This window comes from Streptomyces thermodiastaticus, assembly GCF_014656135.1.
Taxonomy (GTDB): Bacteria; Actinomycetota; Actinomycetes; order Streptomycetales; family Streptomycetaceae; genus Streptomyces; species Streptomyces thermodiastaticus.
The window spans coordinates 59,856-72,967 of sequence record NZ_BNBV01000005.1 but is presented as its reverse complement, the minus strand read 5'-3'; the positions used below and the strand labels follow the sequence as shown (position 1 = coordinate 72,967).

General features: G+C 68.9%; 17 protein-coding genes. 2 read left to right on the top strand and 15 right to left on the bottom strand.

The genetic code is table 11. The annotated features are described in order from the left end of the window. Nucleotides 1–13 precede the first annotated feature (13 nt). On the top strand, nucleotides 14–982 hold the full coding sequence (gene coaA / locus IE286_RS07160) for a type I pantothenate kinase (RefSeq protein ID WP_189795886.1): 969 nt from the start codon (nucleotides 14–16) through the stop codon (nucleotides 980–982). Nucleotides 983–1,045: 63 nt separating this feature from the next. Here the strand turns inward: coaA and glmM are convergent, their stop codons facing one another. From glmM to rplM, 3 genes are all read right to left on the bottom strand, one after another. Beyond that, the gene (glmM, locus tag IE286_RS07155) at nucleotides 1,046–2,404 is read right to left on the bottom strand and encodes a phosphoglucosamine mutase (RefSeq protein WP_189795763.1); all 1,359 of its coding nucleotides are present in this window, start codon (nucleotides 2,402–2,404) and stop codon (nucleotides 1,046–1,048) included. Between the two features lie 273 nt (nucleotides 2,405–2,677). After that, nucleotides 2,678–3,190, bottom strand: coding sequence for a 30S ribosomal protein S9 (gene rpsI / locus IE286_RS07150; RefSeq protein ID WP_125496493.1), 513 nt, complete (start codon nucleotides 3,188–3,190; stop codon nucleotides 2,678–2,680). A 42-nt stretch (nucleotides 3,191–3,232) separates the two neighbouring features. Further along, on the bottom strand, nucleotides 3,233–3,676 hold the full coding sequence (gene rplM / locus IE286_RS07145; RefSeq protein WP_125496494.1) for a 50S ribosomal protein L13: 444 nt from the start codon (nucleotides 3,674–3,676) through the stop codon (nucleotides 3,233–3,235). 348 nt (nucleotides 3,677–4,024) lie between these two features. On the opposite strand from rplM, the gene IE286_RS07140 reads away from it, so the two are divergent. Further along, nucleotides 4,025–4,900 carry a hypothetical protein gene (locus tag IE286_RS07140; RefSeq protein ID WP_189795762.1) on the top strand — a complete coding sequence of 292 codons (876 nt, stop codon included), beginning with the start codon at nucleotides 4,025–4,027 and terminating at the stop codon, nucleotides 4,898–4,900. Between the two features lie 52 nt (nucleotides 4,901–4,952). Here the strand turns inward: IE286_RS07140 and truA are convergent, their stop codons facing one another. From truA to rpmD, 12 genes are all read right to left on the bottom strand, one after another. Next, nucleotides 4,953–5,807 (bottom strand): tRNA pseudouridine(38-40) synthase TruA, encoded by an 855-nt coding sequence (gene truA, locus IE286_RS07135; RefSeq protein WP_189795761.1) that lies wholly within the window; start codon nucleotides 5,805–5,807, stop codon nucleotides 4,953–4,955. Between the two features lie 75 nt (nucleotides 5,808–5,882). After that, entirely contained in the window at nucleotides 5,883–6,389 is a 507-nt protein-coding gene (rplQ, locus tag IE286_RS07130) for a 50S ribosomal protein L17 (RefSeq protein WP_189795760.1), read from the bottom strand. Nucleotides 6,390–6,519: 130 nt separating this feature from the next. Next, nucleotides 6,520–7,542, bottom strand: coding sequence for a DNA-directed RNA polymerase subunit alpha (locus IE286_RS07125; RefSeq protein ID WP_125496498.1), 1,023 nt, complete (start codon nucleotides 7,540–7,542; stop codon nucleotides 6,520–6,522). A gap of 160 nt (nucleotides 7,543–7,702) precedes the next feature. Next, nucleotides 7,703–8,107: a 30S ribosomal protein S11 gene (gene rpsK, locus IE286_RS07120; RefSeq protein WP_003956432.1), complete on the bottom strand. Its 405-nt coding sequence runs from the start codon at nucleotides 8,105–8,107 to the stop codon at nucleotides 7,703–7,705. 67 nt (nucleotides 8,108–8,174) lie between these two features. Further along, on the bottom strand, nucleotides 8,175–8,555 hold the full coding sequence (rpsM, locus tag IE286_RS07115) for a 30S ribosomal protein S13 (protein WP_067397078.1): 381 nt from the start codon (nucleotides 8,553–8,555) through the stop codon (nucleotides 8,175–8,177). 195 nt (nucleotides 8,556–8,750) lie between these two features. Next, nucleotides 8,751–8,864 carry a 50S ribosomal protein L36 gene (rpmJ, locus tag IE286_RS07110; protein WP_003974245.1) on the bottom strand — a complete coding sequence of 38 codons (114 nt, stop codon included), beginning with the start codon at nucleotides 8,862–8,864 and terminating at the stop codon, nucleotides 8,751–8,753. Between the two features lie 79 nt (nucleotides 8,865–8,943). Next, a complete protein-coding gene (infA, locus tag IE286_RS07105) occupies nucleotides 8,944–9,165 on the bottom strand; it encodes a translation initiation factor IF-1 (RefSeq protein WP_003948620.1) in 222 nt (73 codons plus the stop codon). Between the two features lie 151 nt (nucleotides 9,166–9,316). Continuing rightward, nucleotides 9,317–10,153, bottom strand: a complete 837-nt coding sequence (gene map, locus IE286_RS07100; protein WP_189795759.1) for a type I methionyl aminopeptidase — start codon at nucleotides 10,151–10,153, stop codon at nucleotides 9,317–9,319. Nucleotides 10,154–10,312: 159 nt separating this feature from the next. After that, nucleotides 10,313–10,975, bottom strand: coding sequence for an adenylate kinase (locus IE286_RS07095; protein WP_189795758.1), 663 nt, complete (start codon nucleotides 10,973–10,975; stop codon nucleotides 10,313–10,315). Beyond that, nucleotides 10,975–12,288, bottom strand: coding sequence for a preprotein translocase subunit SecY (gene secY, locus IE286_RS07090; RefSeq protein WP_189795757.1), 1,314 nt, complete (start codon nucleotides 12,286–12,288; stop codon nucleotides 10,975–10,977). Before secY ends, IE286_RS07095 begins: the two co-directional genes overlap by 1 nt. Before the next feature lie 182 nt (nucleotides 12,289–12,470). Beyond that, complete coding sequence (gene rplO, locus IE286_RS07085) at nucleotides 12,471–12,926, bottom strand: 50S ribosomal protein L15 (RefSeq protein ID WP_189795756.1); 456 nt, start codon at nucleotides 12,924–12,926, stop codon at nucleotides 12,471–12,473. Nucleotides 12,927–12,928: 2 nt separating this feature from the next. After that, nucleotides 12,929–13,111 (bottom strand): 50S ribosomal protein L30, encoded by a 183-nt coding sequence (rpmD, locus tag IE286_RS07080; protein ID WP_125496504.1) that lies wholly within the window; start codon nucleotides 13,109–13,111, stop codon nucleotides 12,929–12,931. Nucleotide 13,112 lies beyond the last annotated feature (1 nt).

Below are 13,112 nucleotides of genomic sequence, written 5' to 3'. Positions count from 1 at the left end.
TCCGGTCCCCTCGATGCCCCGGAGCGCCCACCGGTCCAGGCCGGAGGCGACTCCTTACGTCGATCTCACCCGTGCCGAGTGGAGCAGGCTGCGCGACAAGACGCCGCTGCCGCTGACCGCCGAGGAGGTGGAGCGGCTGCGCGGCCTCGGCGACGTCATCGACCTCGACGAGGTGCGCGACATCTACCTGCCGCTGTCGCGGCTGCTGAACCTCTACGTCGGCGCCACCGACGGGCTGCGCAACGCGTTGAACACCTTCCTCGGGGAGCGGGGCTCCCAGTCCGGCACGCCGTTCGTCATCGGCGTGGCCGGGTCGGTGGCCGTGGGCAAGTCCACGGTGGCCCGCCTGATGCAGGCGCTGCTGTCGCGCTGGCCGGAGCATCCGCGCGTGGAGCTGGTGACGACCGACGGATTCCTGCTGCCCACCAAGGAGTTGCAGGCCCGCGGCCTGATGTCCCGCAAGGGCTTCCCCGAGTCGTACGACCGGCGGGCGCTGACCCGGTTCGTCGCCGACATCAAGGCCGGCAAGGCCGAGGTGACGGCGCCGGTCTACTCCCACCTGATCTACGACATCGTGCCGGGCGAGAAACTCACCGTGCGCCGCCCGGACATCCTCATCGTCGAGGGCCTGAACGTGCTGCAGCCCGCCCTGCCCGGCCGGGACGGCCGCACCCGGGTCGGGCTGGCGGACTACTTCGACTTCAGCGTGTACGTCGACGCGCGCACCGAGGACATCGAACGCTGGTACCTGAATCGTTTCCGCAAGCTGCGCGAGACGGCCTTCAAGGACCCGTCGTCCTACTTCCGCACGTACACGGAGGTGTCGGAGGAGGAGGCTCTGGACTACGCGCGCAGGATGTGGCGCACCATCAACCAGCCCAATCTGGAGGAGAACATCGCCCCGACCCGCGGGCGGGCCACGCTGATCCTGCGCAAGGGCCCCGACCACAAGGTGCAGCGGCTGAGTCTGCGCAAGCTGTGACACCCGCCGCCGAGACGGGCGCGAGGCGGGCCCGCACCGGGCCCGCCCCCGCACACGGGCCGCTCAGCCCAGCGCCGACTTCACCACGTCGGCCAGCCGGCCGGCCACCGACTGCGCCTGCTCCAGGTCCGCGGCCTCGACCATGACCCGCACCAGCGGCTCGGTGCCCGAGGGACGCAGCAGCACCCGGCCGGTGGTGCCCAGTTCGCGCTCGGCCTCGGCGACCGCGGCGGTCACGTCCGCGGAGTCGTGCACCCGGGACTTGTCCACGTCGGGCACGTTGATCAGGACCTGCGGCAGCCGCTCCATCACCCCGGCCAGCTCCCTGAGCGAGCGCCCGGTCCCGGCGACCCGGGCGGCCAGCAGCAGGCCGGTGAGCGTGCCGTCGCCGGTGGTGGCGTGGTCGAGGACGATGACGTGGCCGGACTGCTCGCCGCCCAGGGCGTAGCCGTGGGCCTTCATCTCCTCCAGCACGTACCGGTCGCCGACGGCGGTCTGCACCACCTGGATGCCCTCGCGCTCCATGGCCAGCTTGAAGCCCAGGTTGGACATCACGGTCGCGACGACGGTGTCGGACCGCAGTGCGGAACGCTCCCGCATCGCCAGCGCGAGCACGGACAGGATCTGGTCGCCGTCGACCTCCTCGCCGGTGTGGTCCACGGCCAGGCAGCGGTCGGCATCGCCGTCGTGGGCGATGCCGAGGTCGGCGCCGTGCTCGACCACGGCGGCCTTGAGCTTGTCCAGGTGGGTGGAGCCGTAGCCGTCGTTGATGTTGAGGCCGTCGGGCTCCGCACCGATGGTGATCACCTCGGCGCCGGCCCGGGCGAAGGCCTCCGGCGACACCCGGGAGGCCGCGCCGTGCGCCTCGTCCAGCACGATCCTCAGTCCGTCGAGCCGGTTGGGCAGCACTCCGACGAGGTGGGCGATGTACTGGTCGAAGCCCTCGGCGTAGTCGTGCACCCGGCCCACGCCCGCACCGGTCGGACGGTCCCAGGGGGCACCGGTGCGGTGCTCGGCGTAGACCGCCTCGATCCGGTCCTCCAGCTCGTCGGCGAGCTTGTGCCCGCCACGCGCGAAGAACTTGATGCCGTTGTCCGGCATGGCGTTGTGGCTGGCCGAGAGCATCACACCGAGGTCGGCGCCGAGCGCGCCGGTCAGGTACGCCACGGCGGGCGTCGGCAGCACGCCCACGCGCAGCACGTCCACGCCCGCGCTCGCCAGGCCCGCGACCACCGCGGCCTCCAGGAACTCCCCCGACGCCCGCGGGTCCCGGCCGACCACCGCCTTGGGCTTGTGGCCGGCGAAGGTGCCCGCCTCGGCCAGTACGTGTGCCGCGGCCACGGACAGGCCGAGGGCCATCTCGGCGGTCAGGTCCGCGTTGGCGACGCCGCGCACGCCGTCCGTGCCGAACAGTCGTCCCACTTGTCCTCCTGAGAGAGCGTCGGTGCGTGGACGCGCATGTGCCGGCGCCGGCCGGGCCCGTCCACTGTTCGCTTGTTCGCTGGGTTGGATGTCCTCGGCGCGCCTGCGGTGTGAGGGACCGGGCAGGGGCGGTCGAACCTGGCATCCGATCGGATCAGCCGTCCGTCACTTCGTGCCGTTATACGCCAGGCTCCTGTGATACACGAACGCCCCGACGGCACACGGGCGTGCCGCCGGGGCGTTCGAGGGAGCCTGCCCGCAGGCAGCTGCGCGTCAGCGCTTGCTGTACTGCGGAGCCTTGCGGGCCTTCTTCAGACCGGCCTTCTTGCGCTCGACGGCACGGTCGTCACGACGCAGGAAGCCGGCCTTCTTCAGCGGGCCGCGGTTGTTGTCGACGTCGGCCTCGTTCAGAGCACGAGCGACACCCAGGCGCAGGGCGCCGGCCTGACCGGAGACACCACCGCCGGAGATACGGGCGATGACGTCGTAACGGCCTTCCAGCTCCAGCACCTTGAAGGGCTCGTTGACCTCCTGCTGGTGCACCTTGTTCGGGAAGTAGTCCTCGAGGGTGCGGCCGTTGATCTTCCACCGGCCGGTGCCCGGGACGATCCGGACGCGGGCGATGGCGTTCTTGCGGCGGCCCAGGCCGGCGGCCGGCTGCGGCTCGCCGAAGCGGGAGGCCAGGGACTCCGAGGTGTACTCGCCCTCGACGGGAACCTCGGACTCGGTGGTGTAGCTGTCGATGTCAAGCTCTTCGAGCGGCTGCTCGGCAGTGGTCTCGGCCACGATTCTCCTCAGCTTCTTCTCAGTCTTAGGGGGTGGCCGGACTTACTGCGCGACCTGGGTGATCTCGAACGGCACCGGCTGCTGAGCCGCGTGCGGGTGCTGGTCACCCTTGTAGACCTTCAGCTTCGAGAGCATCTGACGGCCCAGCGAGTTCTTGGGGAGCATGCCCTTGACGGCCTTCTCGATGGCCTTCTCCGGGTTCTTGTCGAGCAGCTCGTCGTAACGGACGGAGCGCAGACCGCCCGGGTAGCCGGAGTGCCGGTAGGCCATCTTCTGGGTCCGCTTGTTGCCGGAGAGGTGCACCTTGTCGGCGTTGATGATGATGACGAAGTCACCGGTGTCGACATGCGGCGCGTAGATCGGCTTGTGCTTGCCCCGCAGAAGGGAGGCGGCGGTGGACGCCAGACGGCCCAGGACGACGTCCTGGGCATCGATGACGTGCCACTGGCGCGTGATGTCGCCGGGCTTGGGGCTGTACGTACGCACGGTTCGTAGCCTTCGCTTCTTCAGTGAATGGTCCTGACAAGGTCACCGAAGACGATCACGACAGCCTTGACCCACGGCGGTGACGCAAGCCGCGTACGTGGGGTCGCTGGTCATCGGCCCGGTGGACCGGTGTAAGGGCCCGTCCCGTGAGAATGAGCAAGCCAATACACAACGAACAAGCAGGATACCCACGGCGCCCACCCCAGGCAAAACGGGGGCGGCGGCGCTGTTTCATGCCTGTTCCGCGTCCCAGTGTACGGCCGCGCGGTGCCGCGGCAGGCACGGCCCCGGGGGCCGCGGCCCGCACGCCCGGCGGGTGTGAGACCGGCCACCGTTAAGATGCGCGGCATGAGTCATGGGCAGGGGGGCTCGCAGTCCCAGTGGGATCCGTGGAAACCGCAGTCCCAGCAGGCGTGGACCGGCGAGGGCACAAGCCAGACCCCGGACTGGGCGGCACTCGCCGAGGCCTCCGAGGCGCGCGCCAAGCGCCGCCGGCTGCTCTTCGTCGGCGGGGGCGCGCTGGCCACCGTCGCCGTCGGTGCGGCCGTCGCGGTGGCCGTGATGAACGCGGGCGGGGGCGGCACCCCCGACGGGCCGCCCTCCGACCTGCCCGCCACCGCCGCCCTGCCCAGCGGCTCGGCCACCCCGTCCTTCGCCCCCACCAGCGCCCCGCCGCCGCTGGACCCGAAGGACTTCATATCCAGCGCCAAGAAGGACACCGCCCCGCTCGGCCCGGACACGCTCTACCCGGGCACCCGGCTGACCATGGGCTCCGCGCAGTACGCCAAGGGCCCCACGGCCGACACCACCGACTGCGCCTCTGCCGCGCAGGGCACCCTCGGCAAGGTGCTCACCGCCAACGGCTGCACCCGCGTGATCCGCGCTACCTACACCAGGGACGGCATCGCGGTCACCGTCGGCGTCGCCGTCTTCGACAGCGAGGCCCAGGCCACCAAGGCCAAGGGCCAGGCCGACAAGAAGAGCATCGTCAAACCGCTCACCGGCAGCGGCGTGCCCGCCTTCTGCACCGGCGCGGTGTGCCGCTCCACCACCAACGCCTACGGCCGCTACGCCTACTTCACCCTCACCGGCTTCACCTCCGGCAAGGACGTGACCACCAAGGACACCGCGGCCTTCCGCACCGGCGACGACCTGGCCGCGTTCACCTTCCAGCAGATCCGCCGGCGCGGCGAGGCCCAGGCGTCGGCCGCGGCGAACCAGTAGCCGGACCGGCGGCCGCGAAGACCGCCGGTCCGCCCCCGACCCCGGGGTGGGCTCAGCAGCAGCCCGCCGACGGCAGCGAGCGCTTGTTGCGGGCCTGCCGGCTGCGCTCGGCCAGCAGCTCGTCGGCCGGATAGCCGACCTCCTCCAGGGTCAGCCCGTGCGGCCGGACGACGTGCACGGCGGAGTCCCGCACCCGCGCGGCCAGCACCTGGCCGGGCCACTCGGGCGGGCGGTGGCCGTCGCCGACGAACAGCAGCGCACCGATGAGCGAGCGCACCATGTTGTGGCAGAAGGCGTCGGCGCGGACCGTGGCGGTGATGATCCCGTCCTCGCCCCGGACCAGGCTCAGCTCCCGCAGGGTGCGGATGGTGGTCGCGCCCTCGCGCTTCTTGCAGTAGGCGGCGAAGTCGTGCTCGCCGAGCAGATGCCGGGCGGCCTCGTTCATGGCGTCCACGTCCAGCGGCCGGTCGTGCCACAGCACATGGCCGCGCAGCAGCGGGTCGACACCGCCGGGGTTGTCGGTCACCCGGTACGCGTACCGGCGCCAGATCGCCGAGAAACGGGCGTCGAAGCCGCTCGGGGCCGGGCGCAGCGCCCACACCCGCACGTCCTTCGGCAGCCGCCCGGCGAGCCGCTTGAGCAGCTTCTCGTGGTGTTCGCGCCACACCTCCTCCGGCAGGTCCACGTGCGCCACCTGGCCGCGCGCGTGCACGCCGGCGTCGGTACGCCCGGCCACGGTCAGCTCGAAGGTCTGCCGGGACCGCGTGACCGTCCGCAGCGCGTCCTCGATCTCCTGCTGCACGGTTCGCCGGCCGCCGGGCTGCTTGGCCCAGCCGTGGAAGTCCGTGCCGTCGTAGGACAGGTCGAGGCGGATGCGGACGTACCCGGGCTGTACTTCGTCACTCACGGGGAAATCCTCTCAGCAGACGCGAAAGCGGGTCCGCCCCCGAGGGGGCGGACCCGCTCAGCGCGAGGGGGTGCCTCAGGCGTCCTTGGACTCCTCGGCGGACTCCTCGGCCTTGGCCTCGGCGGACTCCTCGGCCTTCGCCTCGGTGGCCTTGGCCTCCTCGGCCTCCTTGGCCGCACGCTTGGTGGCGGCCTCGGCCTCGCCCACGGCCTTCTGCTGCACCGTCAGCGCCTCGACCAGCTCGATGACCGCCATGGGCGCGTTGTCGCCACGACGGTTGCCGATCTTGGTGATGCGGGTGTAGCCACCCGGACGGTTCTCGTAGCGCGGGCCGATCTCGGTGAAGAGCGTGTGCACGACGCTCTTGTCCGTGATGACCTGGAGCACCTGGCGGCGGTTGTGAAGGTCGCCCTTCTTCGCCTTGGTGATCAGGCGCTCGGCGTACGGGCGCAGGCGGCGGGCCTTCGCCTCGGTGGTGGTGATGCGGCCGTGCTCGAACAGCGACTTCGCGAGGTTCGCGAGGATCAGCTTCTCGTGCGCGGCGCTGCCGCCCAGACGGGCACCCTTGGTGGGCTTCGGCATGGTTCTTCTCCTGTGTGTCTGCCCCGGCCGTATCAGGTACCGGGGTCAGTATCTGAGCAGACGGTTGTCTGTCAGAGATCCGGGGCCCGCGGTGCGGGCCCCGGAGGTACGGAGACCTCGTACTGCTCGGTCAGTACTGCTCGGTCTCCACGAAACCCGAGTCCGCGTCGTCGTCCGTGCCGAAGGCGTCGGCGGCGGCGGTCGGGTCGAATCCGGGCGGGCTGTCCTTCAGGGCCAGGCCCATGCCGGCCAGCTTCGCCTTGACCTCGTCGATGGACTTCGCACCGAAGTTGCGGATGTCCAGCAGGTCCGCCTCGGAGCGGGCGACCAGCTCACCGACGGAGTGGATGCCCTCACGCTTGAGGCAGTTGTAGGAGCGGACGGTCAGCTCCAGCTCCTCGATCGGCAGGGCCAGGTCGGCGGCCAGGGCGGCGTCCGTCGGGGACGGGCCCATGTCGATGCCCTCGGCGTCGACGTTCAGCTCGCGGGCGAGACCGAACAGCTCCACCAGGGTCTTGCCGGCCGACGCCATGGCGTCGCGCGGCCGCATGGCCGGCTTGGTCTCGACGTCGACGATCAGCTTGTCGAAGTCGGTGCGCTGCTCGACACGCGTGGCCTCGACCTTGTAGGTGACCTTGAGCACCGGCGAGTAGATGGAGTCGACCGGGATGCGGCCGATCTCCTGGCCCACCTGCTTGTTCTGCATGGCGGAGACGTAGCCGCGACCGCGCTCGACGGTCAGCTCCATCTCCAGCTTGCCCTTGCTGTTCAGCGTGGCGAGGACCAGGTCGGGGTTGTGCACCTCGACACCGGCCGGCGGGGCGATGTCGGCGGCGGTGACCACACCCGGGCCCTGCTTGCGCAGGTACATCACGACCGGCTCGTCGTGCTCCGAGGAGACGACCAGCTGCTTGATGTTGAGGATGAGGTCGGTGACGTCCTCCTTGACGCCCGGCACGGTGGTGAACTCGTGCAGGACGCCGTCGATCCGGATGGAGGTGACGGCGGCACCCGGGATCGACGACAGCAGGGTACGGCGCAGAGAGTTGCCGAGGGTGTAGCCGAAGCCCGGCTCCAGCGGCTCGATCACGAACCGGGAGCGGAACTCGTCGACGACCTCTTCGGTCAACGAGGGACGCTGAGCGATCAGCATGAGTGGATCAGATCCTTCAGTCGGGGGCGCCCGCTATATGACGCCCGACTCAAGCCGCACCGCGGACAAAAGGTGCGGGTACTGCAAGGGTACGGGCGATACGGCCACAGCGGCCGTACCGCCCGGATCCTTGTCGAGAGCTGTGCCTCGCGGCCGCGGTTCAGACGCGGCGGCGCTTCGGCGGACGGCAGCCGTTGTGCGGGGTCGGGGTGACGTCCTGGATGGAGCCGACCTCGAGACCCGTGGCCTGCAGGGAGCGGATCGCGGTCTCACGACCGGAGCCCGGGCCCTTGACGAAGACGTCGACCTTGCGCATGCCGTGCTCCTGGGCGCGGCGGGCGGCGGACTCCGCGGCCATCTGCGCGGCGAACGGCGTGGACTTCCGGGAGCCCTTGAAGCCGACGTGGCCGGCCGAGGCCCAGGAGATCACGTTGCCGCTCGGGTCGGTGATCGAAACGATGGTGTTGTTGAACGTGCTCTTGATGTGAGCGTGGCCGTGAGCGACGTTCTTCTTTTCCTTGCGGCGCACCTTCTTGGCAGCGCCCTGACGTCCCTTGGGGGGCATGTGGTCAAACTCCTGTGGGAGGTGGTCGGTCCTACAGCGAAGACCGCTGGCCGGTGTCCGCTGCGGACTACTTCTTGCCCGGCTTCTTCTTGCCGGCGATGGCGCGGCGCGGACCCTTGCGGGTACGGGCGTTCGTGCTGGTGCGCTGACCACGGACGGGCAGACCGCGGCGGTGACGCAGACCCTGGTAGCAGCCGATCTCGACCTTGCGGCGGATGTCGGCCTGGATCTCGCGACGGAGGTCACCCTCGGTCTTGATGTTGTTGTCGACGTACTCGCGGATCGCGACGAGCTGCTCTTCGGTCAGGTCGCGGACGCGGGTGTTCGGGTCGACGCCGGTGGCGGCCAGCGTCTGCTTCGAGAGGGTCCGGCCGATGCCGAACACGTAGGTGAGGGCGACCTCCACGCGCTTGTCGCGCGGGATGTCGACACCGGAAACGCGTGCCATTCAATGGCTCCTGGTGATCTTCGGAGGTCTTCCACAGGACCGGATCCCAGCCGCCGTACGAGGTACGAACTGGGTCCCCGGCCTCCGAACCGGGGGTGTCTCGCGATCGCTCGCGAGGGCCCTGCTTATGAACAATTCAGCTCGCGTCGCGCGAATCTCTGCGAAGACGGTGCAGAGGGTGCGGTCGGTCGTGCGTCAGCCCTGGCGCTGCTTGTGGCGCGGGTTGTCGCAGATGACCATGACCCGGCCGTGGCGGCGGATCACCCTGCACTTGTCGCAGATCTTCTTGACGCTCGGCTTGACCTTCATGGGATGTGAGGTTCTCCGGGTCAGTTGCCGGCGGCCCCGTGCGCCACCTCACGGCACGCACACAGGACGTGGGCAAGATCTACTTGTACCGGTAGACGATCCGGCCACGCGTCAGGTCGTACGGAGACAGCTCCACCACGACCCGGTCGTCAGGGAGGATACGGATGTAGTGCATCCGCATCTTGCCGCTGATGTGTGCCAGGACCTGGTGGCCGTTCTGGAGCTCGACCTTGAACATGGCGTTCGGCAGAGACTCGACGACAGTGCCTTCGATCTCGATGGCACCTTGCTTCTTGGCCACGCTTCGCCCTTCGAATCGACTACCTTGATCGACTCCCCTGCACCGCGCCTGGGTGCATGCGGACATGCGGGTGCACAAGAGCCGACGCGTCAGTCTACGTCGGAGCACCGAGAAAGGCGAATCGAGGAAGTCTGCCCGGTTGGGCGGCGCGCTATGCCAGCGGGTCGGGCGCGGCCGTGATGCCGTACTCGGCGAGCTTGGCCTTGCCGCCGTCCGGGGCGGTGAGGACCAGCGGGCCCTGCTCCGTCAGGGCGACCGTGTGCTCCCAGTGGGCGGACCAGGTGCCGTCGAGGGTCACGACCGTCCACTCGTCCTGCAGCACCCGGGTCTTCGGCGTGCCCAGGGAGACCATGGGCTCGATGGCCAGGCAGAAGCCGGGGACCAGCTTGGGGCCCTTGCCGCGGCGCCGGTCGACGTAGTTCAGCAGGTGCGGGTCCATGTGCATCTCGGTGCCGATGCCGTGCCCGCCGTAGTCCTCGATGATCCCGTAGCGGCCGCCGCCCGGCTTGGGCTGGCGGCGGATGTAGGACTCGATGGCCTTGGAGATGTCGACGAGCCGGTTGCCCTGCTTCATCGCCGCGATGCCCGCCCACATCGACTCCTCGGTCACCCGCGAGAGCTCGATCAGCTCCGGGGCGTGGCCGGAGCCGACGAAGGCGGTGTAGGCGGCGTCGCCGTGCCAGCCGTCGACGATCGCGCCGCAGTCGATGGAGATGATGTCGCCGTCCTTGAGGACGACCTGATCGGACGGGATGCCGTGGACGACGACGTCGTTCACGGAAGTGCAGATGGTGGCCGGGAAGCCGCCGTAGCCGAGGAAGTTCGGCTTGGCGTTGTGCTCGGCGAGCACCTTGCGGGCCACCTCGTCCAGGTCCTTGGTGGTCGCCCCGGGCACGGCCGCCTCCCGGGTGGCCGCGTGGATGGCGGCGACGACCAGCCCCGCCTGACGCATCTTGGCGATCTGCTCGGGGGTCTTGATCTGCACCATGGGGAATGCGGCCTTTCTGGACCGGGGCGACTGCTCCGACGGGGCTTGGGTCCCCGCGGGCGGGCGGACTCATTCAACGATACGGGGGCGGCCGGCGCCCCCACGCCGCAGCCGCGGCCCCCTCGGCCGGGGAACCGCGGCTGCGTGCGACGCAAGAAGCTACCGGGCGGCGTCCTCACGCTTCAGGGCGCCGAGCGCCCGCTGGGTGACCTCGTCCACCGGGCCCATCGAGGAGATCGTCACGACCAGCCCCTGAGCCTTGTAGTAGTCGATGATCGGCTCGGTCTGCGAGTGGTAGACCTCCAGCCGCTTGCGGACGGTGTCCTCGCTGTCGTCGTCCCGCTGGTACAGCTCGCCGCCGCACACGTCGCACACGCCCTCCTCACGGGAAGCGTTGTAGGTGACGTGGAAGACGTGGCTGGAGTCGTTGCGGCAGATGCGCCGGCCGGCGATCCGCTTGACCACCTCGTCCTCGGGTGCCTCCAGGTCCAGCACCGCGTCGAGCCGGATGTTCTCCTCCTGCAGCAGGCGGTCCAGCGCCTCGGCCTGGGCGACGTTGCGCGGGAAGCCGTCCAGCAGGAAGCCGTTCGCGGCGTCCGGCTGCTCCATGCGGTCCTTGGCCATGCCGATAGTGACCTCGTCGGGCACCAGATTTCCGGCGTCCATGTAGGACTTCGCCAGCTTGCCCAGTTCGGTCTGCCGGCTGATGTTCGCACGGAACAGGTCGCCGGTGGAGATGTGCGGGATACGCAGCTTCTCGGCGAGCCGCACGGCCTGCGTTCCCTTACCGGCGCCCGGCGGGCCGACGAGGACGATTCGCATCAGCGGAGGAACCCTTCGTAATTGCGCTGCTGGAGCTGGCTCTCGATCTGCTTCACCGTCTCGAGGCCCACACCCACGATGATCAGGATGCTGGTGCCGCCGAAGGGGAAGTTCTGGCTCGCGCCGAAACCGACCAACGCCATGGTCGGTACGAGGGCGATCAGACCCAGATACAGCGAACCCGGCCAGGTGATCCGGTTGAGCACATAGGACAGATACTCAGCGGTCGGTCGGCCAGCCCGGATGCCCGGGATGAAGCCACCATACTTCTTCATGTTGTCGGCGACTTCCTCGGGGTTGAAGGAGATCGCCACGTAGAAGAACGCGAAGAAGACGATGAGCAAGAAGTACAAAGTGATGTAAATAGGGTGATCGCCCTTGGTCAGGTTCTGCTGGATCCAGGTCTTCCACCCGGAGTCGCCCCCGGAGAACTGCGCGATCAGCGCCGGGATGTAGAGGAGGGACGAGGCGAAGATGACAGGGATCACACCTGCCTGGTTCACCTTGAGCGGGATGTAGGTGGACGTACCGCCGTAGGACCGGCGGCCGATCATCCGCTTGGCGTACTGGACCGGGATCCGGCGCTGCGCCTGCTCCACGAAGACGACCAGGCCGACCATGACCAGGCCGATCAGGATGACGGTGCCGAACTCGATCCAGCCGTCCGCCAAGGAGCCCTGCTTCTTGATGGCCCACAGCGCGGACGGGAACGTCGCCGCGATCGAGATGAACATCAGGATCGACATGCCGTTGCCGATGCCGCGGTCGGTGATCAGCTCACCGAGCCACATCACCACCGAGGTGCCGGCGGTCATGCAGATCACCATGACGACGGTGTTGAAGATCGCCCGGTCCGGGACGATGTTCTGCGCGACGGTGCACCCGGAGAACAGGGCACCGCTGCGGGCGGTCGCCACCAGACCCGTGCCCTGCAGGATCGCCAGCGCGATCGTCAGGTACCGGGTGTACTGAGTGATCTTGGCGGTACCGGTCTGGCCCTCCTTCTTCAAGGCCTCCAGGCGCGGGATGACCACGGTCAGCAGCTGGAGAATGATGCTCGCCGTGATGTAGGGCATGATGCCCAGCGCGAAGACCGTGATCTGGAGCAGCGCGCCGCCGCTGAACATGTTGACGAGACCGAACAGGCCCTGGTTGCCGGAGGCCTCGGTCACGCACTGCTGGACGGCCTTGTAGTTGACGCCCGGGATCGGGATGTGGGTGCCGATGCGGTACACCACGATGATGCCGAGCGTGAAGAGCAGCTTCTTGCGCAGGTCGGGCGTCCTGAACGCCCGGGCGAAGCCGGTGAGCACGGTGCCTCCTGCGACCCCCGCGCAAGTGCGTCAAGGGTGACGGTCTTGAGGTTCGACTATAAGGACAGCGCAGGCCACCTTACCGGCGACAGCGCCTCCCGTGGAACGACCGACCGGGGATACCTCAGCGAGAGGTATCCCCGGTCGGGATGCCTACGTCATCGAGACGCCGTCCAAAGGACTCAGACGAGCTCGGTGACGGAACCGCCGGCGGCGGTGATCTTCTCCTTGGCGGAGGCGGAGACGGCGTCCACCTTCACCTGCAGCGCCACGGAGACCTCGCCCTGGCCCAGGACCTTGACGAGGCTGTTCTTGCGCACAGCGCCCTTGGACACCAGGTCCTCGACCGTGACCTCGCCGCCCTCGGGGTACAGCGCGGCCAGCTTGTCCAGGTTGACGACCTGGTACTCCGTCTTGAACGGGTTCTTGAAGCCCTTCAGCTTCGGGAGGCGCATGTGCAGCGGCATCTGGCCGCCCTCGAAGCGCTCCGGAACCTGGTAACGGGCCTTCGTACCCTTCGTACCACGACCGGCCGTCTTACCCTTCGACGCCTCACCACGACCCACACGGGTCTTGGCGGTCTTGGCGCCCGGGGCGGGACGGAGGTTGTGGATCTTGAGCGGGTTCTGCTCCGCCATGATCAGTCGACCTCCTCGACCGTCACGAGGTGGCGGATGGACTGCACCATGCCGCGGAACTCCGGACGGTCCTCCTTGACGACCACGTCGCCGAGCTTCTTGAGCCCGAGCGTCCGCAGGGTGTCACGGTGGTTCTGCTTGCTGCCGATGTAGGACTTGACCTGCGTGATCTTCAGCTGAGCCATG

Bases quoted from the DNA above. Each gene is read 5' to 3' on its own strand.
- coaA (WP_189795886.1), top strand. From the start codon at position 14: ATGCCCCGGAGCGCCCACCGGTCCAGGCCGGAGGCGACTCCTTACGTC.
- IE286_RS07140 (WP_189795762.1), top strand. From the start codon at position 4,025: ATGAGTCATGGGCAGGGGGGCTCGCAGTCCCAGTGGGATCCGTGGAAA.
- rplQ (WP_189795760.1), bottom strand. From the start codon at position 6,389: ATGCCGAAGCCCACCAAGGGTGCCCGTCTGGGCGGCAGCGCCGCGCAC.
- IE286_RS07125 (WP_125496498.1), bottom strand. From the start codon at position 7,542: ATGCTGATCGCTCAGCGTCCCTCGTTGACCGAAGAGGTCGTCGACGAG.
- rpsK (WP_003956432.1), bottom strand. From the start codon at position 8,107: ATGCCCCCCAAGGGACGTCAGGGCGCTGCCAAGAAGGTGCGCCGCAAG.
- rpsM (WP_067397078.1), bottom strand. From the start codon at position 8,555: ATGGCACGCGTTTCCGGTGTCGACATCCCGCGCGACAAGCGCGTGGAG.
- rpmJ (WP_003974245.1), bottom strand. From the start codon at position 8,864: ATGAAGGTCAAGCCGAGCGTCAAGAAGATCTGCGACAAGTGCAGGGTG.
- map (WP_189795759.1), bottom strand. From the start codon at position 10,153: ATGGTGCAGATCAAGACCCCCGAGCAGATCGCCAAGATGCGTCAGGCG.
- IE286_RS07095 (WP_189795758.1), bottom strand. From the start codon at position 10,975: ATGCGAATCGTCCTCGTCGGCCCGCCGGGCGCCGGTAAGGGAACGCAG.
- rplO (WP_189795756.1), bottom strand. From the start codon at position 12,926: ATGGCGGAGCAGAACCCGCTCAAGATCCACAACCTCCGTCCCGCCCCG.
- rpmD (WP_125496504.1), bottom strand. From the start codon at position 13,111: ATGGCTCAGCTGAAGATCACGCAGGTCAAGTCCTACATCGGCAGCAAG.